The sequence below is a fragment of the Caulobacter sp. UC70_42 genome (assembly GCF_044056025.1).
Classification (GTDB): domain Bacteria; phylum Pseudomonadota; class Alphaproteobacteria; order Caulobacterales; family Caulobacteraceae; genus Caulobacter.
The window spans coordinates 5,220,183-5,244,022 of sequence record NZ_CP171994.1 but is presented as its reverse complement, the minus strand read 5'-3'; the positions used below and the strand labels follow the sequence as shown (position 1 = coordinate 5,244,022).

Annotated in this window: 21 protein-coding genes and 1 pseudogene; 18 read left to right on the top strand and 4 right to left on the bottom strand. The window is 66.2% G+C overall.

Features of this window, described 5'->3' with window-relative positions; all coding sequences use genetic code 11:
• Window positions 1–224: 224 nt before the first annotated feature.
• On the top strand, window positions 225–458 hold the full coding sequence (locus ACHMW8_RS26425; RefSeq protein WP_395444287.1) for a hypothetical protein: 234 nt from the start codon (window positions 225–227) through the stop codon (window positions 456–458).
• A gap of 7 nt (window positions 459–465) precedes the next feature.
• Here ACHMW8_RS26425 and ACHMW8_RS26420 read toward each other — a convergent pair whose 3' ends face one another.
• Window positions 466–810, bottom strand: a complete 345-nt coding sequence (locus tag ACHMW8_RS26420) for a helix-turn-helix domain-containing protein (RefSeq protein ID WP_125158729.1) — start codon at window positions 808–810, stop codon at window positions 466–468.
• 175 nt (window positions 811–985) lie between these two features.
• Here ACHMW8_RS26420 and ACHMW8_RS26415 point away from each other — a divergent pair, with 175 nt between their 5' ends.
• The 15 genes from ACHMW8_RS26415 to ACHMW8_RS26345 all read left to right on the top strand — a co-directional run bounded on the left by ACHMW8_RS26415 (window position 986) and on the right by ACHMW8_RS26345 (window position 15,085).
• Window positions 986–1,402 carry a hypothetical protein gene (locus tag ACHMW8_RS26415; protein ID WP_395444286.1) on the top strand — a complete coding sequence of 139 codons (417 nt, stop codon included), beginning with the start codon at window positions 986–988 and terminating at the stop codon, window positions 1,400–1,402.
• A gap of 4 nt (window positions 1,403–1,406) precedes the next feature.
• Complete coding sequence (locus tag ACHMW8_RS26410) at window positions 1,407–1,622, top strand: hypothetical protein (protein ID WP_125158727.1); 216 nt, start codon at window positions 1,407–1,409, stop codon at window positions 1,620–1,622.
• A 148-nt stretch (window positions 1,623–1,770) separates the two neighbouring features.
• Entirely contained in the window at window positions 1,771–2,322 is a 552-nt protein-coding gene (locus ACHMW8_RS26405) for a hypothetical protein (protein ID WP_395444285.1), read from the top strand.
• A 314-nt stretch (window positions 2,323–2,636) separates the two neighbouring features.
• Window positions 2,637–3,041 carry a phage tail terminator-like protein gene (locus tag ACHMW8_RS26400; RefSeq protein WP_395444284.1) on the top strand — a complete coding sequence of 135 codons (405 nt, stop codon included), beginning with the start codon at window positions 2,637–2,639 and terminating at the stop codon, window positions 3,039–3,041.
• A gap of 95 nt (window positions 3,042–3,136) precedes the next feature.
• Window positions 3,137–4,351 carry a phage tail tube protein gene (locus tag ACHMW8_RS26395; protein ID WP_395444283.1) on the top strand — a complete coding sequence of 405 codons (1,215 nt, stop codon included), beginning with the start codon at window positions 3,137–3,139 and terminating at the stop codon, window positions 4,349–4,351.
• Between the two features lie 89 nt (window positions 4,352–4,440).
• Window positions 4,441–4,884, top strand: a complete 444-nt coding sequence (locus ACHMW8_RS26390; RefSeq protein WP_125158723.1) for a hypothetical protein — start codon at window positions 4,441–4,443, stop codon at window positions 4,882–4,884.
• Entirely contained in the window at window positions 4,770–5,228 is a 459-nt protein-coding gene (locus tag ACHMW8_RS26385) for a hypothetical protein (RefSeq protein ID WP_158624736.1), read from the top strand. Before ACHMW8_RS26390 ends, ACHMW8_RS26385 begins: the two co-directional genes overlap by 115 nt.
• A 59-nt stretch (window positions 5,229–5,287) precedes the next feature.
• The gene (locus ACHMW8_RS26380) at window positions 5,288–10,045 is read left to right on the top strand and encodes a phage tail length tape measure family protein (RefSeq protein ID WP_395444282.1); all 4,758 of its coding nucleotides are present in this window, start codon (window positions 5,288–5,290) and stop codon (window positions 10,043–10,045) included.
• The gene (locus ACHMW8_RS26375; protein ID WP_395444281.1) at window positions 10,045–11,199 is read left to right on the top strand and encodes a hypothetical protein; all 1,155 of its coding nucleotides are present in this window, start codon (window positions 10,045–10,047) and stop codon (window positions 11,197–11,199) included. Before ACHMW8_RS26380 ends, ACHMW8_RS26375 begins: the two co-directional genes overlap by 1 nt.
• A 4-nt stretch (window positions 11,200–11,203) precedes the next feature.
• Window positions 11,204–11,977 carry a hypothetical protein gene (locus ACHMW8_RS26370; protein ID WP_395444280.1) on the top strand — a complete coding sequence of 258 codons (774 nt, stop codon included), beginning with the start codon at window positions 11,204–11,206 and terminating at the stop codon, window positions 11,975–11,977.
• Window positions 11,978–11,980: 3 nt separating this feature from the next.
• Complete coding sequence (locus tag ACHMW8_RS26365) at window positions 11,981–13,210, top strand: hypothetical protein (protein ID WP_395444279.1); 1,230 nt, start codon at window positions 11,981–11,983, stop codon at window positions 13,208–13,210.
• Window positions 13,211–13,711: 501 nt separating this feature from the next.
• A complete protein-coding gene (locus ACHMW8_RS26360; RefSeq protein ID WP_395444278.1) occupies window positions 13,712–14,023 on the top strand; it encodes a hypothetical protein in 312 nt (103 codons plus the stop codon).
• Entirely contained in the window at window positions 14,020–14,316 is a 297-nt protein-coding gene (locus ACHMW8_RS26355; protein WP_395444277.1) for a hypothetical protein, read from the top strand. The genes ACHMW8_RS26360 and ACHMW8_RS26355 overlap by 4 nt, the downstream gene beginning before the upstream one ends.
• Window positions 14,306–14,770 (top strand): lysozyme, encoded by a 465-nt coding sequence (locus ACHMW8_RS26350; RefSeq protein ID WP_395444276.1) that lies wholly within the window; start codon window positions 14,306–14,308, stop codon window positions 14,768–14,770. Before ACHMW8_RS26355 ends, ACHMW8_RS26350 begins: the two co-directional genes overlap by 11 nt.
• Before the next feature lie 75 nt (window positions 14,771–14,845).
• Window positions 14,846–15,085 carry a hypothetical protein gene (locus ACHMW8_RS26345; protein WP_395444275.1) on the top strand — a complete coding sequence of 80 codons (240 nt, stop codon included), beginning with the start codon at window positions 14,846–14,848 and terminating at the stop codon, window positions 15,083–15,085.
• On the opposite strand, the gene ACHMW8_RS26340 is transcribed toward ACHMW8_RS26345, so the two are convergent.
• Window positions 15,082–16,191 (bottom strand): hypothetical protein, encoded by a 1,110-nt coding sequence (locus ACHMW8_RS26340; protein WP_395444274.1) that lies wholly within the window; start codon window positions 16,189–16,191, stop codon window positions 15,082–15,084. The genes ACHMW8_RS26345 and ACHMW8_RS26340 overlap by 4 nt on opposite strands.
• A 143-nt stretch (window positions 16,192–16,334) precedes the next feature.
• Window positions 16,335–19,064, bottom strand: coding sequence for a TonB-dependent receptor (locus ACHMW8_RS26335; RefSeq protein WP_395444273.1), 2,730 nt, complete (start codon window positions 19,062–19,064; stop codon window positions 16,335–16,337).
• Window positions 19,065–19,366: 302 nt separating this feature from the next.
• Between ACHMW8_RS26335 and ACHMW8_RS26330 the strand changes: the two genes are divergently transcribed.
• Both ACHMW8_RS26330 and ACHMW8_RS26325 read left to right on the top strand, forming a co-directional pair.
• Complete coding sequence (locus tag ACHMW8_RS26330; protein WP_125158713.1) at window positions 19,367–21,163, top strand: alpha-amylase family glycosyl hydrolase; 1,797 nt, start codon at window positions 19,367–19,369, stop codon at window positions 21,161–21,163.
• Window positions 21,142–22,785, top strand: a complete 1,644-nt coding sequence (locus tag ACHMW8_RS26325; RefSeq protein WP_395444272.1) for an alpha-glucosidase — start codon at window positions 21,142–21,144, stop codon at window positions 22,783–22,785. The genes ACHMW8_RS26330 and ACHMW8_RS26325 overlap by 22 nt, the downstream gene beginning before the upstream one ends.
• On the opposite strand, the pseudogene ACHMW8_RS26320 reads toward ACHMW8_RS26325, so the two are convergent.
• A pseudogene (locus ACHMW8_RS26320) lies at window positions 22,782–23,803 on the bottom strand (LacI family DNA-binding transcriptional regulator). The gene ACHMW8_RS26325 and the pseudogene ACHMW8_RS26320 overlap by 4 nt on opposite strands.
• Window positions 23,804–23,840 lie beyond the last annotated feature (37 nt).

Here is a 23,840-nt window from a genome sequence, read left to right as displayed (position 1 = left end):
CTCAAATTAACTTCTTATAGTTGTATATTCTTCCTGTTCGCGGGTAAAGCGAAGCTCGCTCACGGCGCGCCGATTTGCTGTTCATGCAAATACAAGGAACGAGCGCTGATTTGTTGTCAGTGCAAAAATTAACCTGCGTCAAACCCGGACGCATAGGCTGCCGCCACCGGTCGACTCATCGGAAGGAGACGTGCAGAGTGGGGTTGTTGAAGGCGGAGGTTGTCGTGTTCTCGGTAACGCGTTTCTGCGTGCAGGCCTTCGGGCGGCGGGGGGGATTGCTCCGGCCGACCGAGGTTCGGGAGTGCTATTTCGAAGAGGATGCGCGGCGTGAGATGGAGGTTCTGGCGCGTCGATCCTCGGGCGTGGCGCTCTATCGGGTGCGCGGCGAGCCGCTATCGGGCCTTTGGGGAAAGCCCAAGCTGATCGAGCGCCAGGGCGAGATCCTGACGCTGGAATGAGCGGGGATTATCCAGCCTTCTTAAGGGTTTGTCCGATCTCGACGAGCTGGATCCGCTGCACAGGTTGCAACTGGTCCCAGATCGACCAGATCGCGTCGCCGGCTGCCGGATCACGCATGATCAGGTCGGCGGGCTCACAACGATAGATGATCGCTAAGGCCTCCAGTACGTCCTGAGAATAGCCGGTTTCGCCGCGCTCGACGCGCGAGAGCTGGGCGACCGAATAGGGATATCCGACCTCGAGCTCCAACCGTTCGATGGCTTGCTCCAGGTTCATGCCGCGATGCTTGCGCCAGGCGCGGATGAAGGTCTTCGCGCGCTGCTTCGCCTTGGCCTGCCGGTCGGGGGTCATGCAAATCCGGGAGTGAGTGCGAAAGGGAATGTCCAGGCATTAAACACAAAATTTGCTTGCCATGCAAATTTGTATTTGGTACAAATTAGATATTCCGAGAACTCCGCCCTGGCGACGCGAGCCGGGCGGCTTCCCGCGAAATTCCCTTCATCGGCCTAGCCGCAGGAAGTCCCAGATGATTCCGCTCCACGCGACCGGTCACGCCGGTCATGCGCCTATTCACGCCCCTATGCCGGGCTATGTCGCGCGCCGCACCGACGCCGATCGCCGGCCGCCGCGCGCCGTCCTGACGGCGCTGCTGATGGGCGATCCGCGCCCCGGTCGCTACGCCGTGTCCGAGGCGATCCGCACTCGTCTGTTCGGCGCCGCGCCCGCCGAACCGGTCCCGCCCGCCAAGGTCCTGGCCGTGCTGGAGGCGCTGGTCGAAGGACCCCTGACCCTGGCCGACCTGGCCGACGAGATGGCCGTCAGCCTGTCGGCCGGCAGCGACCGCGCCCAAGCCGCCCGTCTGCTTGGCCTGGTGGAGCGCCTGGGCGGCCGGCCTTGCCGGATCGGCCTGACGCCGGCCGGTCGGACCGCTCTGGAAGCCTAGACTCATGGGCGGGCTCCAGGACGAGATCGCCGAGGGCGCCATCGACAAGGCCGTCCGCGCCTGTGGACCGCGCAAGCCGATGCTGTGCGCGATCATTCGCGCCGCCGGCCGGATGCTGGCCGAGAGCGAAGGCCACGATTTCGTCGCCCAGGTCTGCGCCGGCGAGGCCCGCCGCCACGCCCTGGCCGACAGTCGACGCGGCGTCCGTTTCGGGCGCTGACCATCTAGAAAGGGGAACCATCATTTCCGTCCAGTTCATCCGGCCCGAGGGGCTGACCTCGGCCGAGCTTCGAGACCTGGCCCGCGCCGACCGCGCGGCGGGCCTGGCGATCAGTCCCGCCGCCCGTCGGGCGGCGCGCGAGGCCGTTATGCGCATCGCCGGCGCCCAGCTGGCCAGAACCGAAGAGGCCGATATCGCCGCGGGCCTGGTCGAGACCGTGGCCCGGGCGCGGGCGCGGGGCGAGGTGGTCGAGGCCGACGGCGGTTCGTTGCGGATCTCCAGCCGCGACGGCCTGCGCAGCTTGCTCCAGGGCGGCCACATCAACGACTCCCACTACGCCGTCGCCCTTCTGTACCGAGCCGGCTTCGAAGCCCGGGGCCGTGACCTGCGCGTCGCCGGCCTGGAGCCCGGAAGCGGCGGCGGTCACGACAACGACCGCTTCGTCGCCGCCCGTCTGCGGCGCGCCCGCATGCTGGACTTCGTGGCCCGCGCCGACCGCGCCGTGGCGATGAGCCTGGCCGACCAGCCCGTGGCCCTGCGCCTGCTGCGCTCGGTGGCGGGCGAGGGGACCAGCCTGTCCGTATGGGGCGCTGGCCGTGCTTTCGCCCGTAATCGCGAAGTCCTGATCAAGGCCTTGGATCTGATCGTGGTCTTGGCCAAGCAGATCGCGCGTGACCGTCAAAATAAGAACATTTCATGAACGAATAGATTGACGGTCGGGAAGGTGAAGGGTTTAATCAAAACAGTCTCGGAGATGCGCCTTCAGCGGCGATCAAGACCTCCAGACACCGAACTCCAGACCTTCCTGTTCTTCCGAAACGGCGCGCTTCGACGAAGCGTGAGCCGGTCGGCCTCGTGAACCCGCTCTTCCTCCCCGAAGGGCGGGTTCTTCGTCTCGTCCGCTGATCCAGGGACCTCCGACATGACCTTCGTCCTCGCCGCCGGGCGCCGCATGGCTTCCGGATCGCCTCCGCGCGCCTCGATCCCGCCAGCCTCGACGAGGGAGCGCCGCCGATGAGCGTACTGAAGATCCGCGCGGCGCTGGAGACGGCGCTGGCCGCCATGAGCCCCGCCCTGGCCACGGCCTGGGAGAACACGAACTACACGCCGGTTTCAGGAACGCCCTACCAGCGTGTGTCCATGACCTTCGCCGAGCCGGTCAATACCGAGTACGGCCGAAGCTTCCAGCAGGGCGGCCTGTTCGTGGTGACCCTCTGCTACCCGCAGGGCGCGGGTCCGGCCGACGCCGCCGCGCGCATCGAGCTGCTGCGCTCGACCTTCTATCGCGGCGCCGCCTTCACGTCCGACGGTCTGACCACCGCGGTCGCCCGCACCCCCATCATCCTGGCCGCGATCCTGGAGGGCGACCGCTACCTGGTCCCCGTCCAGGTCCCGTTCCTGGCCACGATCACCAGCTGACGGCGGTCCCCGCCCGAAGGGACAGGCCCCAGGTCGCCTTCTTTGGGGGCCTCGTCTGATCCACCCATCCCGATAACGTCTCAGGAGAAGACCCCATGGCAGTCGCCCAGGGCATCAACAAGAAAACCGTCTACAAGAAGCAGGCCGGCCTCGGCGCGCCCGCCGCCGGCTCGGGCGGCCAGGTCGTTCGCCGCACCAGCTCGGTGTTCCAGGCCCCGCCGGACACCTTCGAAAGCAACGAAATCGTCAGCCACCAGCAGTCGACGGGCGTCGGGCTGGGCGTGGTCAAGCCGGCTGGCAAGATCGACGGCCTGCTGTCTCCGGGCACCTACGGCGCCCTTATGGGCTCGCTGCTGCGCAAGGACATGACGGCCGGCGTCTCGGCCACCGGCGCCACGATCAGCGTCGCCGCCTCGGGCCAGAATTGGACCCTGACCCGTTCGGCCGGCTCGTACCTGACCGACGGCTTCAAGATCGGTGACGTCATCCGCCTGACCGCCGGCGCCTTCAACGCGCTGAACACCCAGAAGAACCTGCTGATCATCGCTCTCACGGCCACGGTCGCCACGGTGCGCGTGGTCAACGGCTCGGCCATGTTCGCCGAGACCAACATCGCCAGCGCCACGGTCTCGGTCACCGGCAAGAAATCGCTGGTCCCGCTGTCGGGCCACACCAACGACTACTACACCTTCGAGGAGTGGTATCCGGACCTGGGCCGCTCGGAAGCCTATTCCGACCAGCAAGTCGGCCAGGCGGCGCTGAACCTTCCGGCCACCGGCAACGCCACCATCAGCCTCGACACCGTCGGCCGCATCCGCACGCTGGGCGCGGCCCAGGTGCTGACCACGCCGACGGCCGAGACGGTCACCGACATCCTGACGGCCGTGAACGGCGTGGTCCTGGTCAACGGCGTTCCCGTGACCAACGTGACCGGCGCCCAGGTGACCATCAACGGCAACGCCGCCCACAGCGACGCCGTGGTGGGCTCGAACGTGGTCGACGACATCCAGCGCGGTCGCCTGGCCGTGTCGGGCTCGTTCACGGCCAAGTTCGACAACGTGACCCTGCAGACCATCTTCGAAGGCCGTTCGACCACCTCGCTGGTGCTGGCGGTGACCGAGGACGCCACGGCCAACGCCGACTTCGTGGTCATCAACCTGCCGATGATCAAGCTGACCGGCGACACCCCGGACGACGGCGAGAAGGCGGTGATCCGGACCTATCCGTTCACGGCCCAGATCAACGGCGCCGGCGGCGCGGCCCTGGCCACCGACCAGACCATCATCGCCATCCAGGACAGCGCCGCCTAACCGGCGCGGTTCTTCTTCTCTCCCTCTCGAAGTCCCCTTCAACTTAGCGGCCGGGTCGCGCCCGGCCGTCCTTTTCCAAGGACATACCCATGACCAAGTTCTCGACCGAAACCCTGTTCGACCTGAACGACCTCGACGCCGTAGCCGCTGGCGACACCCCGTTCGAGGTCGAATACATCCGCGCCGACGGCTCGGGCTCCGGCGTCTTCCTGCAGGTGCTGGGCGGTCAGTCCGAGAAGGTGCAGTCCGAGGTCAACCGCCTCGTCAACGACCGCCGCAAGAAGCAGGCCGTGGCCGCCGCCATGACGGGCCGCAGCAATCCCGAGAAGGCGGAGTTCACCCCGATCGAAGACGACATCGCCTTCGGCCACCGCCTGACCGCCGTCCGCCTGGTGGGCTGGCGCGGCATCAAGCAGGAGTGGTCGGCCGAGAACGCCTTCCGGCTGGTCAGCCGCAATTCCGAGATCGCCGAGCAGATCACCACGGCGTCGAACACCCTCGGAAATTTTATGCCGGGCAAGTCCGCGGCCTGATCGCCTACGCCCGCGAGCAGTTCGAGCTCGCCGCGCGCCAGGACGACGGCGAGCCGCTGCGGACCCACCTTGAGAGCCTGGCTCGCCAGGGCGACCCCGAGGCCAGCTGGCGGCTCGCCAACCCGCCGCCGCTGTCGTCGCACGTGGCCCACCTGTGGGCCTGGTACGCCGACCTCTGCCAGACCCGCCAATCCGGCGGCTTCGGTCCGTCCCGCCTCTCGCGCCTGGAGATCCAGGCCTGGGAGCGCGACGAGGGCGTCCGCCTCGAGCCCTGGGAACGGCGCGCGGTCATGACCCTCGACGCCGAACACCTTCTGACCATGACGGCCCCCAGCAAGGGCTGACCACCACCGGGCTGCGCCTTCGCGAGGAGGCGCGGCCCGAACTTTTTGGGAGAGCCGCTGTGGCTGACAAGGATCTTGAGGAACTGGCCAAAGGCTCGAAGGCGGCGGCTGACGCGGCGGGCAAACACGAGCGCGCACAGAAGTCGCTTCAAGACGCGATTGAAAAGACCGGCGGCGCGATGGCCGCCTTGAACACTCGAACAACGACGAGCCTCGCGGGGCTGACCGTACTGGAAAAGCAGATCTCTTCGCTGACGAAGGCGGCCGGCTCGTTGGAGGAAGCGTTGTCGGGCGTGAATAAGCGGCTCGTCGAAACGGCGGGACTTTCGGTGCTGGGCGCGGCCGCGATCGACAGCTACGCCAAGGCCCAAAAGGGCTTGGAGCAAGCAGCTGCAACAGCCGCCAAGACGGAAGAGGCCGTCAGCAAGGCCCGGAGTTCGGGCGCGACGGCTGCGGCTTCGCAGTCGTCCGAACTTCGGAAGCTGGGCAAGTCGGTGCTCGAAGTCGTCTTGGAGCTTCGCAAAGGCACGGATCCGCTCCAGGTCTTGATCGACAAGGGGCCGGCGCTTTGGGATGTCTTCTCCAAGGCCCGTGACGCCAGTGGCGGTTTCCGAGGGATGCTCGGCGGCATCGCTACTGAGGTCACACCGATCGTCGATGCAATCGGGTCTTCGCTCGCTGGCCTGGCGCCGTTGGTGGAGCCGCTCGCCGTGCCGCTCGCGGGCGTTGCGGCGGCGGCGGCGGTCGCCGTCGGGGCCGTGGCCATTACGGCGCAGCAGATCGGCAAGACGGTCGGTGAGAACCTTGACCAGCTGCATCTCACCGAAGAACAGCTGGAGCGGGTCAAGAACAAGGGCGTCACCATGGGTGACGTGCTGGCGGCCGCTTGGAAGGGTGTCGCCGACGTGCTGTCGGGAGTCTGGAAAAGCGTCGCCGACGCCATTGTCGGCTTCGTCGGGCCGGCCCTGAGGGCGGTCGGGGATTTCTTCGGAAATCTCTACCAGGGCATCATCGACGGCATCATGGGAGCCGTGAAGGCGGCCTTCCAGGTGGTTGGCGGCTTCATTGGCGGCATCCGCGCGGCCTTCGGTGCTCTGCCGGCGGCGATCGGGGATCTCGTCATCTCGACGGTGAATATCGCGGCGGGCGCACTTGAGAAGTTGGCGAACACCGCGATCGGCATCGTCAACAATCTGATCCATATGGCCAACGAGACGGCTGCCAAGCTGGGTATTCCGATCAAGTTGCCCGAGTTGGACACGGTCTCGATCGGGCGGCTAGAGAACAAGTACGCGGGCGCAGCCGCCTCTCTCGGGAAGGCCATGATCAAGGGCGCGGCCCAGGGCGCCGCCGACGGCGGTAAGGCCTACGATCAGATGGCGGCGAACGTCGTCAAGAGCGTAGCGGCGGCGCGGAACAGGCGTGTCATCCGGGAGGCCGGGCCGGCGCCCAAGGCGGTGGAAGTCGCCGGCAGGGATGGCGTCAACGACAACGACGTCGTGAGCAATGTCACCAACAACACGATTTCGAACAACAGCAGTCGAACGTCCGCCAACAGCGCCGCGTGCGCCTGCAAGGATGCAGAGACTTCGGTTCGCGATTTCTCGGACGTGCGTCGTGTCGAGACTGTGCAAGTTGAGTTGCTCAAAGCACAGAAGCTCGAAGACCAGGTCATCAAAGCGATCCCCCAGCCCGAGTCGCTGGAGCCCTTCAAGGATGCGTTAGCGGAAACCCTCGGCCACTTCGAAGCCATGGCCAAGTTGGCTCCCGAGCTTGGCAAGCAGCTCGAGGCGGCTTTCGGCAAACCGGGGAAGGCAGTGGGCGACCTTGTCGGCGCGGTGGCCAATTTCGGTATTGAAAACGCCAAGCTCGCGGAGGGCGCCACGAGCGAAAAGCGCACCGAGGTCGCGATCAAGGGTTACGCCTCCATGGCGACGGCCGCGAAGGGGTTCTTTAAGGAGAATTCGAGCGGCTACGCCGCCATTTCGACGATCGAAAAGGCCTATCGCGCCTGGCAGCTGGTCGCTTCCGTCAAGGCCACGGCGGCGCATGCTTCGGAGACGGCCGCGGGTGTGGCGGGCTCTCTCGCCAAGGCGACGGCGTCGGCGGCTGCCGGCGCGGCGAAGATCTTCGAGTCCCTTGGACCATGGGGTTTTCCCGTTGTAGCGGCCATGGTGGGCGTGCTGGCCGGCCTAGGCCTGAAAAGCGGCGGTGGCGGCGGCTCCGTCCCCGGCGTCAACGACATGAAGACCCGCCAAGACGCCCAGGGGACCGGCTCCTCACTCGGCGACTCCAAGGCCAAGTCCGACAGCCTGGAAAAGGCCCTCGGCTATGCCGAGAAGTATCAGAACAAGGACCTGGAATACGGCAACGACATGGTTCGGTCGCTGAAGTCGATCGACGGCCAGATCGGCGCGGTGGCGGCGGCGCTGGCGCGGTCGTTCGGGGCCGGCGGGATGCTGAGCACCGAGGGGCTCAGCCTCGGCAAGACCGGCGCGTCGGCGTCACTGTCGAACCTGGGCTTCTCGAAATCCACGACCCGGACGCTGCAGGATCAGGGCATCCAGTTCGACGCCGCTACCCTCGCCGACATCACGGACGGCAAGCTCTCGGGCTCGACCTACCAGCAGGTGATGGAAACGACCAAGAAGAAGGCGTTCGGGATCACCACCTCGAACAAGAGCAAGGTCATCACAGAGACCGGCGCGCTGGACACCGATTTCGTCGACCAGGTCTCCAAGCTGGTCAGGTCGCTGGGCAAGGGCGTGGCCGACGCCGCCAAGGCGCTGGGCGAGACCGATGTCGAGTCCGTTCTGGCCAAGTTCAAGGTCGACCTCGGCAAGCTGTCCTTCAAGGACATGACCGGCACGCAGATCGAGGAGGCTCTGAACGCGATCTTCGGCAAGCTGGGCGACGACATGGCCAAGGCGGCCGTGCCGGTCATCGCCGCGTTCCAGAAGGTGGGCGAGGGGGCCTTCGAGACCCTGGTCCGCGTCGCGCGTCAGTACGAGGTCATCGACACGACGCTGGAGTCGGTCGGCATGAAGTTCAACGACGTCGGCGTGGCCTCGCTGGCGGCCCGCGAGCGCCTGGTCGATCTGGTCGGCGGCCTCGACAACCTGACTGAGCAGACATCCTTCTTCGGCGAGAACTTCCTGACGGACGAAGAGCGCCTGAAGCCGGTGAAGGACACGGTCAATGACAAGCTGACCGAGCTACGGCTGCCGACGAACATGACGCGCGAAGGCTTCAAGAATCTGGTCCTTGGCCTGGATGTATCGACCAGGGAGGGCGCTGAACTCTACGCGGCGATGATGGCGCTGGCGCCGGCCTTCGACAAGGTCGCCACGGCCGCCGAGGCGACGAAGTCCGCGGTGGATGACAAGGCCAAATCGATCCAGGACCGGATCGACGACCTGATCATGACACCGGCCCAGAAGCTGGCCAAGTCCCGGACAGCCGAGGAGGACGCCGTCAAGGCGCTGGACGCCTCGCTTTTGCCGCTGCTCAAGTCCCTTTGGGCGGTGGAGGATGCGGCCGAGGCCAGCGCCGCCGCCATCGAAAAGGAGGCCAAGGACAAGGCCATGGCGGCGAGCCGGTCAGGCGCCCTGGCCGATCTTCTGGACGCCCAAGGCTATGCCGAGCAGGCCAAGAAGATCCGGCGTGACCTGGCCCTCGCGGATGTCGAGGACGCGGTGCAGCAGGACTATATGCGGCGTACCTGGGCCGCGCAGGACGCCGCCGAGAAGGTGTCGGCCGCGCGGGATGTTCTGACCCAGGCCTATCAGCGCGAGCAGGACGCCATTCAGGCGACCAAGGACAAGTTCAAGGAACTATCCACCTCACTGCGGGCCTTCAGCGGCAGCCTGACCGAAACGATCGCCGGGACCGATCCGGCCATGCGCTATCGCCGGTCACGAGAGGCGTTCATGTCGACTGCGGCCATGGCCCGCCTTGGCGACCCTGACGCCATGGGGCGGCTGCAAAGCGAGGGCGAAGCCTTCACGGCGGCCTCGCGCGACTATGTCTCGACCAGCCTGGACTACCTGCGTGATGTCGGTCTGGTCCGCTCGGCCGTCGACGAGGCGGCCGATACGGCCGACCGCCAGGTGTCGATCGCTCAGCGGCAGCTCGATGCGCTGGACGCCTCGGTCCAGGGGCTGATCGAGATCAACACGAACGTCGTCTCGGTGCGGCAGGCGATCATCGCGCTGCAGGCCGCCAACGCCCAAGCCCGCAACGCGGGCGTGGTGTCGGTGGGCGGGATCCCCATCCCCGGCGCGCCGACTGGTCCGCCGAACACCGGCACGCCGGGCGCGGGCGCGCCGGTGACCAGCAACAAGACCCTGGACGGCCTCTACAACTACGACCCGGTGATCGCGGCGGCCGCCTACGCGGAGTCCCTTCGCGATCCGCAATACTGGGCCAACGGCAATCCCTACGAGAAGCCCGGCACGCAGGAATATTCGACCCTGCAGACCCTCAAGGCCAAAGACCCGCAGAAGTACAGCGAGCTGGAATACATGCACACCTTGAAGCGGTTGGCCACTGGCGGCAGCTTCGAGGTGGGCGGTTCCGGTCCGCCAGATTCCAAGTTCTTCGGCCTGGCCCTCAGCCCGGGCGAGGCGGTGAACGTCCAGCGCGCCGACCAGAAGAACGACCGGGGCCTGATCAACGAACTGCGGAACCTGCGCGCCGAGCTCGCCGACCTGCGCGCCAGTAACGCCCGCATCGCCGCCAGCAACGACAAGATGGAGCGAACCTTGACCAATGTCACCGAGGGCGGCCGCGCCATGCAGACCCAGGCGGCTGCCTGATGCGCGCGCTACCGCCAATCACGATCACGCCGGCCATCCTGACCAGCACCACCTGCACCGAGCCGTCGGCGGGGGAGGCGGTCTGGAGCGCCGCCACGGCCTACAAGAACGGCGACCGCGTTTTCAGCGCGACCACCCATCGTCTGTACGAGGCCATCGCCCGGAAGAGCGCCTCGGTGACGATCGCCAACGCCGGCAGCGCCCTGATCACCTGGGCCAACCATGGCTTGACGGCGGACACGCCGGTGGTCTTCTCGACGACGGGCGCGTTGCCTTCGGCGATCGCCTCGGGCACGACCTACTATGTGCTCGCGGACACGGCGAACACCTTCAAGATCGCCGCGAGCGCCGGAGGCGCGGCGATCTCCGGCAGCGGCGCGCAGAGTGGCGTCCACACCGTGGCGACCACGGCCAACCTGGGCCAGAACCCCGCCACGGCCGGCGACAGCTGGTGGGTCGATGTCGGACCCACCAACCGCTGGGCCATGTTCGACCTGCTGCGCAACACCGGCACGACGACGGGCTCGCCGCTGACGGTTTCGCTCACGCCCGGACAGCGCGTGGACTCGATCGGCGTGGTCGGCATCGTCGCCGACACCGTTGCCGTGACGGTGACCGTGTCAGGCGCGACCGTCTACACCGCCTCGGCCAACCTGCTGAAACGGCCGACCAGCGGCTGGTACGACTACTTCTACGGCGCCTTCCGATACCGGCAGGAGTTCGCGCGCTTCGACCTGCCGCCGTACACGAACGCGGTCATCACCATCACCCTGACCAGGGCGAACGGGAACGTGACCTGCGGCGGGGTGGTGCTGGGCTCGTCGGTCTATCTGGGCGCCACGCAGCACCAGGCCGAGAGCGACGCTCTGAACTTCTCGAAGATCGACCGCGACGACTTCGGAACCGCCACCCTCGTGCCGCGCCGCTCGGTGCCGCGCACCGTCCAGGCCCTGCGCTGTCGCAAGACCGACGTCGATCGGATCCTGCAGCTGCGCGACGACCTCAACGCCACGCCGGCGCTGTGGTCTGGGCTGGACGACCAGGAGAGCGGCTACTTCTCGGCCCTGCTTATCGTCGGCGTCTACAAGCGGTTCACGATCTCGATGGACCAGCCGGAAGACGCCCTGATTTCCCTCGAACTCGAAGAGGTTTGACCCCGTGCCCGCACAAATCACGGCGCTTCCAACGCCGCCCTCAACCAACGACCCCGCCAACTTCAACACCCGCGCCGACGCGTTCCTCGGGCAGATGCCGACGTTCGTGACCGAGACGAATGCGCTCTCGACGGAGGTGAACGGCATCGCCGTCCAGGTGATCGCGGACAAGTCCGCCGCCGCCACCTCTGCGGCGACCGCCACGAACAAGGCTTCTCAGGCGGCCGATCAGGTCGGGCTGGCGGCCGCTCAGGTCACGCTGGCCACTGGTCAGGTGACCCTGGCGGCCGCTCAGGCCGGGATCGCGACGAGCAAGGCCAGCGAGGCCGCGGCGACCCTGGTCCAGGTGCGGAACGTCGCCTCGGGCGTCTCGTTCTCGACCAAGTCGCTGACGTCCAACGCGATCGCGGTCGGGACCAAGACCTGGACCGTCGACGCCGGCGAAAGCTTCGCCGAGGGCATGCCGATCTACGCCGTCGCGCACGGCGATCCGACCCGGTTCATGGTCGGCGTCTGCACCGGGTATGCCGGCACGACGCTGACGGTCGCCGTCACCCAGATCTCGGCGGCGGGCGGCACGATCAGCAACTGGGACATCAGCATCGGCGGCGTTCCGGGCGTGCAGGGCATCCCGGGCGCGCCGGGCATCGGGACGCCCGCGGGGGCGCCAGAGGGCCGCCTGCTGATCAAGAAATCGAGTTCCGACTACGACTTCGAATGGGGCGTCCAAGCCGCCGAAGTTCCTGTCGCCTTCCTGATGAAACATGGAGTTCTCTAGACCATGGCCGATACGCTTGAGGAAATCTGCAACGTCAGTCTCAACCTGACCCAGCTCAAGGCTGGCTATACGCTGTTCGACCTGCCCGCGACCGATGGCTTCGTGATCCGGGACATCTATGTGTCGAACCCGGGCAACAGGAAGGTTCAATTGCTCCGCAATGGCGCGGCGTTCCGTACGCTCGACTACTCGACCAATCTGTCAGGCTTCGAGATCGTCCCGAAGGACGCGACAATGAGCTTGTCGACTTCGGTGAACCCGATCTTCAATCGTTTCCAGTCGATGACCGCTAACCAGGTGGTGCAATCGGGGGGAGTCACGATCTTCGACGACGCTATTCCGGTCAGTAATCAAAATGCCAGTATTGTTCTGGCGCCGTACACCGCCAATGCTGTCTATCAAACAGTGTCCACATCCTTCAGCGGTAATGCGTTTCAGTTTTGCCTCGTCGCTGCAGGGAATTTCTACTATTGCGACGCTAACGGCAGCGGCGGCAACGCTCTGTATCGCCGGGCGGGTGGTTTCAATGGCGCGGAAACGACGCTGTGGTCGGGAACGACCATCGCCAACGCCACCTACGATCAGGCGACGGGTATTCTTTATGCCATCCAGGTCGGCGGCTCGGTCTGGAAGCGATACGACACGATAAATTCGGTCGCCTTGGCTGACGTTGCGCTTCCGACCGGCCTGACGGGGCAGGGAGCGTGGAGCGCCAACACCATGTCCTTCACGGCCTACAATAACGTTCTGTATTGCTCGATCGTTGGCACGGCAGTTTGCCATATCGTCAGTGGCGTGACGTCGACGTATACTGGGTCTTTTGCCCTCTCGACGACAACGCCTGCCTCCGCTCGCCCGCAATTCAAATTCAGCAAGAACCGCGCAGGAGAAGTCTATTTCGTCTATGTGGCAAGTTCTTCCGTGTGGCAAGTCTTTACTATCGTCGGGAATAATCCCGCGACCGTTCCAACGGTGAGTAGAACCGTGGCGGCCGCTGTGAGCATCTACAACACCGGGTCACCGCAGCGCCTTGTCGATATTCCGGGGACCGATTGGATGGTGGGGTATGACACTTCAAGCATCCAGCTTCTCAATCCCGCGAACTTGCAGTTCTTCACCGTGACGAACTTCAGTCTGTCCAACTTCATGATCCAGCAGGGGATCGATACTGCTGCGGCCCTGACCGACTTCGGTCAGATCGGCGTTCGGATGACCGGCGTTCGCTTCAACTAATCAGGACAAAACCAATGCTTATGGATAATCGGGGTTCTGGCAAGATTGTCGCCACAAATCTCTCAGGTCTCAATGATGGAATGGTCGCTTACACTGTTCCTGAGGGGCGTAGCTTCGTGGGAAAGATCATTTCTGGCTCATCGGGTTCGAGCATTTTTCTGAGTCTAAGAGTCAATGGCGTCGTTATACCTTGCGGCGGTCTTGCCTCGTCCGGCCCGATGGTGACGGTCATCGAGGTTAATTGGCCCGCGAACACTGTCATCAGCGCCACTAATGCCTCTTCGGGTGTCGCCATTATGGGCAACGAACTCTGAAGCCGGCGAAAGCCTATGCTTGACGGTTGGTGATCGGCCACGACCCTAGCGCTCGAACCAAAATCTGGGGAGATGAGCGCTCCGCGCTCCGGTCTCGTTCTCGGGCGCCCCTTCCAATTCCTCATAGCGTAAAAGGAGGGGCGTGCTCATGCCCTGGAGAGACCCCGACTTGCTCGGGCGATACGGCATGGCCGCCGGTGGCGCGGGCCTCTACGGTCTGTACCTGTTCGCGATCAAGACGCGATCCGGCGGCGAACTCACCCGCAAGGACTTGAACTGGTTGGTCCTGAACGTGGCCTGCGCGCTGTTGTCCGGTCTGCTGCTGACCTATGTCTTCGCGGACCGGGTGGCGGCGCTGATCCCGTGGGTCTCGTTGCGTGACGCCGGCTTGGTGGCGTTCGCGTTCGGCGTCTTCGGCTGGGAGCTGCTGCCGTTGCTGTTCCCCAAGGCGCTGCGATGGGCCGAGCAGGCGGTAGACAGGGCCGGGGGCGGCGCATGAGCATCATGGACCTTGTCGCCGTCGCCGCCGCGGCCCTAGCCAGCGGCTGGCTGGCGATCCGCGCCTACATGCTCAAGCCGGCGTTCGCCAGTTGGTGCAGCGCGCCGGGCATCGTCTGGGCGTCCATCCTGGCCCTCTCGGTCGTCTGCGGCATCGCTGCGCTCTCGATCGTGCGGACCGGCGTCCACGCCACGCCGCGAGAGACTATGCTCCTGCTGACGCTGGCCTGGGTGGCGTTCGTCATGCTCGTCAATCTGCACCGACAAGCGCCGGAGGCTGTTCATGACGCCTAGCCCGCGCTGCATCGCCCTGGTGAGGGGGCACGAGAAATGCCGGCTGACGGCCTACAAGCCCACGGCCAACGATGTCTGGACCTTGGGGTGGGGTGCGACGGGGCGGGACATCAAGGTGGGCATGACCTGGACCCAGGCTCAGGCGGACGCCCGCTTCGATCGCGATCTGGCGATGTTCGCTGCTGGCGTGGAGCGCCTGCTGGGCGGTCGTCCGACGAGCCAGGCCCAGTTCGATGCGATGGTCTCGTTCGCCTACAATGTCGGCCTCGACGACGATGCGAACAACGCCGCCGAGGGCTTCGGCGACTCGACCCTGCTGAGACTGCACAAGGCCGGCGACTTCCGGGGCGCGGCCAACCAGTTCGGGCTCTGGAACAAGCAGAAGGGCGTCGTACTGCGCGGCCTCACTCGCCGTCGCGCGGAAGAAGCCGCCCTGTATCGCGGCGAGATCTAGCCGTCGCGGGGATCGCCTCTCGATCTTTCCAATCTTCGCCCGAAGACTTCGGGCGCTCTCATCAAGGAGCTTCCCATGAAGCACGTCATCGGCCCGATGGCGGGCCTGCTGCTGGTCGTCTGCCAATCAGGCTGCGCCGGCATGGCCGTCGATCCCGTCACCTTGGCCCAGGCGGTCAAGGTGCTGAACGAAGGCTGCGAACGCACCGTCGATCTCGACCTGGACAAGAGCCAGCCGGGCGGGGGTTCATTGAAGGTGACGCGGACCTGTGCGCCAACCCCGGCCGCCGAGGCGGTCGAAGCGACCAAGCCCTAGAACCGGCTCGGGAACGCCTTGGACGTCTTGGCGTCGTTGTAGCGCGCGCCGGGGCAGTCGACGGCGTAGGCGCCGGCGGTCTCGGCCAGGTAGGGGCCTCGGTCGCTGTCGCCGTTCAGGGCGCGGCACGAGACGGCGGTCTTGTAGATCACCGATCCGTCGTGGCTGAGCTCGTTCATGAAGAGGTCGAACGCCAGGTCCATCAGGCCGCGCGTGGCGGCCAGGCGGCGGGCGCGGCCGTTGAAGGCGGTGGTGACCTCGCCCTGCCGCGACATCTCGCGGGTGGCCGGGACGGGGCCCGCCGCGGCGCCGGCGGCGCTGATCACGCCGCCGGCCAGCATGGCCTCCAGGTCCTGGAAGCGGCCCGAGGCCGAGCCGACGGCCAGGGCGGTGTTGAAGGCGGCGTCGAAGCCGGGGCCCAGGCGGCTGGGACCACCGATGGCGGCGGCCTGGGCTGCGCCGGCCAGACCGGCATAGGGCGCGTCGTAGATCGACACGATCAGGTTCTGGTTGACGTAGTAGCCCAGCGCGACGCCGCCGATGGCGCCGCCCGGCAGGGCCAGCACGCGGTCGCGCGAGACGCCCAGCGGACCGGCGATGGCGGCGCGGGTGACGTCGGGCGTGATCCCGGTCCAGCGCGCCTCGTAGGAGGCTTCCAGGGTCTTTTCGCGGACCACCTCGCCGGTGCGCCAGCGCACCAGGCGGAAGGTCACGCGGGCCGAGGCTAGCTTGTCGGTTCCCCACCAGACGTTGGGGCCGCGCAACTCCTCGAACGTGGTGTAGAGCATGTACTCGGCGTCGAGGCGCGTGGGGGCCAGCATCTCGGCGTGACGCAGGTGGTTGGTCAGGCTCTCGACCACCTGGACGCGGGTCGGACGGGTGGTGACGACGGCCCCGCCGTCGAACCAGCGGAACTCGGGCGCGCCCTCGACGGCCTGGACGGCGACGTTGCGATAGAAGGCCCGGGCGGGCGAAGCCTTGGCCACGGCGACCGGCGGCAGGGCCGGCTGGCGCAGGGCGGCGACCTCGTCGCGGGTGGCGCAGGCGCTCAATCCGGCGGCGGCGCTCGCCAGCAGGACGGCCAGACGGATGGACTTGCTCGGCATGATCGTGCGCTCCCCCAGATGGGCGGCACTATCCGGCTCAATCCTAAAGAGAGCTTGAAAGGTGAAGCTTCAGGCGAAAAAGAGCCCCTGTCGGGCAGGACCGACAGGGGCGCCAAGGCTTCTTTGGGGAAGGAGAGGTCGGCTTAGAACCGATAGTTCAGGCCGACGAGATAGGTGCGACCGTAGTTCTGGTAGTCGATGACCTGACGCGGGTCGTTGTTCTGGTAGGTGACGAAGGGCTCGTTGGTCAGGTTGTTGACCTGGGCCAGGACCGAAAGGCCTTCCATCGGGCCGTCGCTGAAGGTGTAGCCGATCTGGCTGTCGACGACGGACTCGCCCTTGACCATCCGGTAGTTGCGGCCGTTGCCGAAGCCGGTGACCTCACCCAGGAACTTCGAGCGGTAGCGGTCGCTGACGCGGAACGAGAAGCCGTTCTTCTCGTAGTAGACGGTCAGGTTGGCGACCTTCTTCGACAGGCCCGGGATCGGGGTGCTCAGGTCGTTCGGGTTCGGGTGGATCGAGCTGTCGGTGTAGGAGGCGCTGAAGGTGGCGCCGAAGCCTTCGAGCACGTCGGTGAACAGCGCGCCGGGGATCGAGGCGGCGAATTCGACGCCCTTGACCGTGCCGCCCTTGCCGTTCTGCGGAGTCGTCACCAGGCCCTTGCGGATGGCCGGTTCCGGGTTGCCGCCAGTCGGGAAGCCGGTGAAGTCGTAGATGATGCTCTGGTCGTAAACGTAGGTCTCCAGATCCTTGTAGAAGGCGGCCAGCGAGACATAGGCCTGGCGGCCGAAGTACTTTTCGTACGACACGTCATAGGCGTCGGCGCGCCACGGCTCGAGGTCCGGATTGCCGCCCGTGCCGCTCCACGGCGAGAAGTTGATGTCGGTATTGCCGCCCTTGGCCGCGTCGAAGCTGTACTGCGTGCTGGCGCGCATCTGGTCCATCCGCGGGCGGGCCAGGGTGCGGGCGACGGCGAAGCGCAGGGTCTGCTCGGCCGGCAGGTGGAACTGCAGGTTCATGCTGGGCAGGAAGTCGGTGTAGGTCTTGCCGCCCGACAGGTTGGCGCGGGTGACGCCCGCGCCGGTGCCGCTGGCGCCCAGGGCGGTCGAGCTCTGGTCGGTGTTGACGATCTGGAAGCCGAAGTTGCCGGTGACCGGCACGCTGCCGACGGCCGCGTCGATATTGGCCTTCACATAGCCGATCGTGACCTTTTCCTCGACGTCCCAGCTCTTGACCAGCACGTCGGCGTTCGGGTTGCGAACCAGGTCGTACGTACCGTTCTTGATCAGGGCGAACGGGTCATAGCTGACCATGCCGGCGATGCCGATGAAGGCCAGGGAGGTCGTGCCGACGATGGCCGACGAGGGGATCGCGACGCTGGCCGGCGAGCCCTTCACGCGCAGGAACCATTCGTCGTTGACGAGGCCCTTGGAGCGTTCGCTGTAGTTGAAGCCGATTTCGAAGCTGGACAGGCCGTCGTCCAGCGCCTTGGCGGCCGACAGACGGACCGCCTTAAGCTCGTCCTCGATGTGCGGCTGGTTCAGATAGCCGTCCTGGCCGCCGGTGATGATGTCGCCGCCCCAGCCTTGCGGGCTGGTCAGCTTGATCAAGTTCGGATCGGCGTAGTTCAGGGTCGACTTGAAGATCGCCACGCCGTCGTCGTTCATCGAGAACGTCATGTTGTCGGTCGCGCCGACGCCCGAGCGGCCCGTGCCCGAATAGCTCTCGACGATCTGGTCGGTGCGGTCGACCTTCGACCACGACAGGTCGCTGACCAGGGTCCAGTCGTCGCCGACGTTGAACTTGTTGTTCCAGCCGACCGACTTGATGGTCGCGTCGCGGTCGTTGCCGTCGTTGCGGACCACGCCCTTCACGCCGTTGAAGGCGCCGCTGCTGACGAAGCCGCCCGAGGCCTGGGCGCCGGTCAGCGGCACGCCGCCCCAGACCAGCGGCAGTTCGATGCCGCGCTGGATCTGGTGGTTCTTGAACTTCGAATAGAAGACGTCCAGCGACGAGCTGAAATTGTCGGTGGGCTTGAACTCCAGGACGCCGATGACGCCGTCGCGCTTCAGCATGCTGGACTGCACGTACGGCTTGGCGCCGCCGATCACCAGGTTGCCCGAGGAGTCGGTGGGATAGCCCCACGAATTCCAGCGCTCGGCCTGATAGGGCGACTCCATGTGGGCGTAGCCCAAGGCCAGGCCCAGCTTACCGTCCATGAACTGGTCGATGTACGAGATCGAAAAGCGGTTGCCGTGCGCCTTGGTGCCGGCGTTCAGGGCGCCGATGTCGTTCCACTCGTAGCGGGCGCCGACGGCGAGGGCGCGCTTGCCGAAGGCCAGCGGACGGACGGTTCGCATGTCGGCGGTGCCCGCCAGGCCCTGACCGATCAGGCCGGCGTCCGGGGTCTTGTAGACCACGACGGCGCTCAGCAGTTCCGACGGATACTGGTCGAACTCGACGCCGCGGTTGTCGCCGGTCGAGACCTGTTCACGGCCGTTCAGCAGGGCGGTGGTGAAGTCCGGCGCGAGGCCCCGGATCGAGATCACCTGACCGCGGCCGTCCAGGCGCTGGGCGGTCAGGCCGGGCAGGCGGGCGATCGACTCGGCGATCGACATGTCCGGCAGCTTGCCGATGTCCTCGGCCGAGACGGCTTCGACGATCGAGGTCGAGCTTTTCTTCAGCGAGATGGCGCCTTCGATGCCGCGGCGGATGCCGGTGACGACGATCTCCTCGACCTTGCTGTCGTCCTGCGTCGTCGGGGCGGCGGGGGTCTGGGCCTGGGCCGAGCCGGCCACGGCGAACGCCAGGGCCAGACCCGTGGCGCTACCGGCCATCAGCCACGCACGGCGACGCGAAAATTGGGTGTCCATGGAATGCTCCCTCCCTGTCCGGCTCTGCGCTCTTGCAAATTTGCGATCTGGCCGTTGCTGCAAACTACCGCAAATTAACGCGCTGTAATCAACCCGAAAAAATTGCAAATCTAGCGTCAGTCACGCCCTGAGACCGCCAAAATGGCGCGTGGTGTGGCTTTATAGCGCCACTTAAGTCGTGAAGGGCGGTGGGAGTGGCCTGCAAACCCATCCAATCGAACGGATTGACAGGGCGTCCTTGGTTCTGCAAATTCTTGCAAATAATTGCAGTGGCGGTTGTCGTTCGCCACGGGAGGGGAGCGATGTTGGCCTTGACGCCTTGGCGACGAACGCTGCTGGCCGTGACGGCGCTGGGCGTGCTGGCGACCAGCGCGCTCGCTGCTCCCGACGCCTATCGTCTACGCAAGCCTCAGGACGAGGTGATCTATTTCGTCCTGCCCGATCGCTTCGAGAATGGCGACGCGACCAATGATCACGGCGGGCCCGCTCTCGGGCCTTTGGTCGACGGCTTCGACCCGACGCGGGCCGGCTTCTATCACGGCGGCGATCTGGAGGGCGTGACCCGGCGGCTGGACTACATCCAGGGCCTGGGCGCGACGGCGGTGTGGCTGGCGCCGATCTTCAAGAACCGCGCGGTGCAGGGGCCGCCGGGTCACGAGTCGGCCGCGCATCACGGCTACTGGATCACCGACTTCACCGACGTCGATCCGCATTTCGGGACCAAGGCCGACTTCAAGGCCATGGTCGACGCGGCCCACGCCCGGGGGTTGAAGGTCTATATGGATATCGTCGTGAACCACACGGCGGACGTCATCCAGTATAAGGAATGCCCCGAAAGCCGCTGCGCCTATCGCGGCGTCGCCGACTATCCCTATACGCGCCAGGGCGGCGTGGCGGGCGCGCCGATCAATGACGGCTTCGACGGCAAGGACTTTCGCAAGCTCAAGCGGACCGACTGGGCCTATACGCCCTACGTCCCGGTCGGCCAGGAGCACGCCAAGAAACCGGATTGGTTGAACGACCCGATCTACTACCACAACCGCGGTGACAGCACTTTCGCGGGCGAGAGCTCGCTGCTGGGCGACTTCGCCACGCTGGACGACGTGTTCACCGAGAACCCACGAGTCGTCGCGGGCTTCATCGAGGTTTACGGCCAGTGGATCGACGACTTCGGCGTCGACGGCTTCCGCATCGACACCGCCCGCCACGTGAACCCCGAGTTCTGGCAAGCCTTCGTCCCGGCCATGCTGGCCCGCGCGAAGGCCCGGGGCATCCCGAACTTCCACATCTTCGGCGAGGTGTTCGATCCGGACGTCGCGATCCTGGCCAGTCACACCCGCGTCGACAGGCTGCCGGCCGTGCTGGACTTCGCCTTCCAGTCGGCCGCGACGGACGTCGCCCTAGGCCGGACCGGGACCGATCGCCTGGCCCGCATTTTCGCCGCCGACCCGGTCTACGAGGGCGGCGAAGCGACCGCGCGCCAACTGCCGACCTTTCTGGGCAATCACGACATGGGCCGCATCGGCTGGTTCGCGATCAAGGAAAAGCCGGCGATCGGCGACGAGGAATTGCTGGCCCGCGTCACCCTGGCCAACGCCCTGATGCTGACCGCGCGCGGCGTGCCGACCATCTACTATGGCGACGAGCAGGGCTTTACCGGCGACGGCGACTATGCCGACAGCCGCGAGGATATGTTTCCGAGCCAGGTGGCCAGCTACAACGACAATCGTCTGATCGGCTCGAACGCCAAGGGGCCGAGGTCGGCCTTCGAAACCGACGGCGCGCTCTACGGCCGCATCGCCGAGCTGGCGAGGATCCGTGTCGCCACGCCAGCCTTGCGCGACGGTCGCCAGGTGACCCGCGTCGCCGGTGACAAACTGGGCCTGCTGGCGTTCTCGCGCATTCTGGGCGAGACCGAGGTGGTGGCTGTCTTCAACAGCGGCGACCAACCGCTGAGGGTCAATATCCCGGTCGAGGCCGGTTCCGTCGCCTGGCGGGCGCTGCACGGCGCATGCGCCAAGACGGCGAGCGCCCCCGGCAGCTATTCGATCGAGCTCAAGCCGCTCGACTACATGATTTGCGTTTCCGAGGGACGATAGTGACAGTGCAGGTTCTGGTTCGCCCCGGCGCGGAAACATCGATGAATACCGAGTGGTGGCGTGGGGCGGTCATCTATCAGGTCTATCCGCGCAGCTTCGCCGACTCGAACGGCGACGGCGTTGGCGACCTGCCCGGGATCACCGAACACCTCGAACACATCGCCTCTCTGGGCGTCGACGGGGTGTGGCTATCGCCGTTCTTCACCTCGCCGATGAAGGACTTCGGCTACGACGTCTCGGACTATCGCGACGTCGATCCGATCTTCGGGACCCTGGCCAACTTCGACGCCCTGATCGCCAAGGCCCACGCCCTGGACCTGAAGATCATCATCGACCTGGTCTTCTCGCACACTTCCGACGAGCACCCGTGGTTCGCCGAGAGCCGCCAGGACCGCGCTAACGCCAAGGCCGACTGGTTCGTCTGGGCCGACGCCAAGCCCGACGGCAGCCCGCCCAGCAACTGGCAGTCGGTGTTCGGCGGTCCGGCCTGGACCTGGGACGCGCGCCGCGGCCAGTACTACATGCACAATTTCCTCAGCAGCCAGCCCCAGCTGAATCTGCACAATCCGGCGGTGCAGGAGGCCCTGCTGGCCGTCACCCAGTTCTGGATCGACAAGGGCGTGGATGGCTTCCGCTTCGACGCGATCAACTTCTCGATGCACGATCCGGCCTTCACGGATAACCCGCCGCTGCCGCCGGGCGGCAAGCGTACGCGGCCGTTCGACTTTCAGGACAAGATCCACAACCAGAGCCACGCCGACATCCCGAAGTTCCTGTCGCGCATCCGAACTCTGACCGACGCCGCGGGCGGCCGGTTCTCGGTGGCCGAGGTGGGCGGCGATCATGCCGACCGCGAGATGAAGCTGTTCACGGCCGGAAACGACCGGCTGAACAGCGCCTATGGCTTTCTCTATCTCTACGCCGACAAGCTGACCGTCGACATGATCCTCAAGGGCGCGGCCATGTGGCCGGGCGAGGACGGGGAGGGGTGGCCGTCCTGGACCTTCTCGAACCACGACGCGCCGCGCGCGGTGTCGCGCTGGGCCGAGGGGCGCGATCGCAAGGCCTTCGCCGAGATGTGCCTGCTGCTGCTGATGGGCCTGCGTGGCAATGTCTTCGTCTACCAGGGCGAGGAACTGGGCCTGCCCCAGGCCAATGTGCCATTCGAACGTCTGCAGGATCCGGAAGCCATCGCCAACTGGCCCCAGACCCTCGGCCGCGACGGGGCCCGCACGCCTATGCCCTGGACGGCCGGCGCGCCGAACGCGGGCTTCTCGGCCATCGAGCCGTGGCTCCCGGTCGACCCCGAGCATCTGCCGCTCGCGGTGGACGCCCAGGAAGGCGATCCGACCTCGACCCTGCATGTGGCGCGTCGCCTGGTCGGCCTGCGCAAGGCCTATCCCGCCCTGCGCACCGGCGCGATCAGCTTCGTCGACACCAACAGTTCGCTGCTGATCTTCCTGCGCGGGGAGGGCGCGGACGCGGTGCTGCTGGCCTTCAACCTGGGCTTTGAGCCGGTGACCTGGTCGCTGCCGGAGGGGTGGGCGATCGTTGACGGGGTCAATCTGGGCGGCGAGGGCGAAATGCCGCCGTGCGCTGGGCTGATTGCGCGACGGGTTTAGCCGCCGCAGCTTTCCCGAATGATCAGGTCGGTCGGCACGCGTTCCGACCGGCTGGCGCGCTCGCCGCTGTCGAGCAGCTTGGACACCATCAGCCGGCCGGCCTTGTTGGTGTCCTGGGCGATGGTGCTCAGAGCCGGGCTGGCGTAGCGGCTGAAGGGGACGTTGTCGAAGCCCATCACCGAGACGTCGCCGGGCACGGACAGGCCGGCGTGCTTCAGGGCCCGCATGGCGCCGAGCGCGATCAGGTCGGACGCGGCGACGACACCGTCGAACTTGATGTCGTGATGGATCAGGCTGTCGACCGCGGCCTCGGCCGACTCGACCTCGAAGTGGGCCGGGACGATCAGGTCCGGGTCGACGCCCAGCTTGGCGTGCTCCAGGGCGTCCAGATAGCCGCGATGGCGCTGCATGGCCTCCGGCGCCTCGGTGTCGCCGAGGAAGACGATGCGCTTGCGGCCCAGGCGCTGCAGGTGGAGCGTGGCGCGGCGACCGCCCATCACGTTGTCCGAACCGACCGAGCAATAGTTCTGGTCCGGCAGCTGGGCGCCCCAGACCACAAAGCGGTTCTCGGTCTCGGCCAGGCGGTTGAAGGCCGCGTGCAGTGAGCTTTGGCCCAGGAAGATCACGCCTTCGGCCCGGCTGGTGGTCATGGCCGAGGACAGGTCCTCGAAATTGGTCGGGGCGATGTGGCTGAGGATGACGTCGCATCCGCGCTCGCGCGCGGCTTCGCCGACGCCAGCCAGCAATTCCAGAAAGAATGGATCCGACATGCTGCTAGCGCGGCCCTGCGGACGGGGCGTGACGATGGCGATCGTCGCCTCGGCCCCGATCGGGCCGGCCGGCATGTAGCGGCGGAAGGGGTAGTCCATCTCGCGCGCCAGCTTCCAGATGAGCTGCTTTGTGCGCTTGTTGACGGCCGGGCTGTCGTTGAGGGCCCGCGACGCGGTCGAGATCGAAACCCCCGCCAGCTTGGCCAGGTCTTCCAGTCGCGTCGCCCCCTTGCTCACCCTAGGTCCATCCCTGTTTGATCGTTGTTGCTGCAAAGATTTCTGCAA

What these genes read in the sequence shown, in the direction of transcription:
- ACHMW8_RS26335 (WP_395444273.1), bottom strand. Translation starts at nt 19,064, where the DNA reads ATGGACACCCAATTTTCGCGTCGCCGTGCGTGGCTGATGGCCGGTAGC.
- ACHMW8_RS26400 (WP_395444284.1), top strand. Translation starts at nt 2,637, where the DNA reads ATGAGCGTACTGAAGATCCGCGCGGCGCTGGAGACGGCGCTGGCCGCC.
- ACHMW8_RS26405 (WP_395444285.1), top strand. Translation starts at nt 1,771, where the DNA reads ATGCGCATCGCCGGCGCCCAGCTGGCCAGAACCGAAGAGGCCGATATC.
- ACHMW8_RS26365 (WP_395444279.1), top strand. Translation starts at nt 11,981, where the DNA reads ATGGCCGATACGCTTGAGGAAATCTGCAACGTCAGTCTCAACCTGACC.
- ACHMW8_RS26420 (WP_125158729.1), bottom strand. Translation starts at nt 810, where the DNA reads ATGACCCCCGACCGGCAGGCCAAGGCGAAGCAGCGCGCGAAGACCTTC.
- ACHMW8_RS26375 (WP_395444281.1), top strand. Translation starts at nt 10,045, where the DNA reads ATGCGCGCGCTACCGCCAATCACGATCACGCCGGCCATCCTGACCAGC.
- ACHMW8_RS26345 (WP_395444275.1), top strand. Translation starts at nt 14,846, where the DNA reads ATGAAGCACGTCATCGGCCCGATGGCGGGCCTGCTGCTGGTCGTCTGC.
- ACHMW8_RS26360 (WP_395444278.1), top strand. Translation starts at nt 13,712, where the DNA reads ATGGCCGCCGGTGGCGCGGGCCTCTACGGTCTGTACCTGTTCGCGATC.
- ACHMW8_RS26340 (WP_395444274.1), bottom strand. Translation starts at nt 16,191, where the DNA reads ATGCCGAGCAAGTCCATCCGTCTGGCCGTCCTGCTGGCGAGCGCCGCC.
- ACHMW8_RS26410 (WP_125158727.1), top strand. Translation starts at nt 1,407, where the DNA reads ATGGGCGGGCTCCAGGACGAGATCGCCGAGGGCGCCATCGACAAGGCC.
- ACHMW8_RS26395 (WP_395444283.1), top strand. Translation starts at nt 3,137, where the DNA reads ATGGCAGTCGCCCAGGGCATCAACAAGAAAACCGTCTACAAGAAGCAG.
- ACHMW8_RS26355 (WP_395444277.1), top strand. Translation starts at nt 14,020, where the DNA reads ATGAGCATCATGGACCTTGTCGCCGTCGCCGCCGCGGCCCTAGCCAGC.
- ACHMW8_RS26415 (WP_395444286.1), top strand. Translation starts at nt 986, where the DNA reads ATGATTCCGCTCCACGCGACCGGTCACGCCGGTCATGCGCCTATTCAC.
- ACHMW8_RS26350 (WP_395444276.1), top strand. Translation starts at nt 14,306, where the DNA reads ATGACGCCTAGCCCGCGCTGCATCGCCCTGGTGAGGGGGCACGAGAAA.
- ACHMW8_RS26330 (WP_125158713.1), top strand. Translation starts at nt 19,367, where the DNA reads ATGTTGGCCTTGACGCCTTGGCGACGAACGCTGCTGGCCGTGACGGCG.
- ACHMW8_RS26390 (WP_125158723.1), top strand. Translation starts at nt 4,441, where the DNA reads ATGACCAAGTTCTCGACCGAAACCCTGTTCGACCTGAACGACCTCGAC.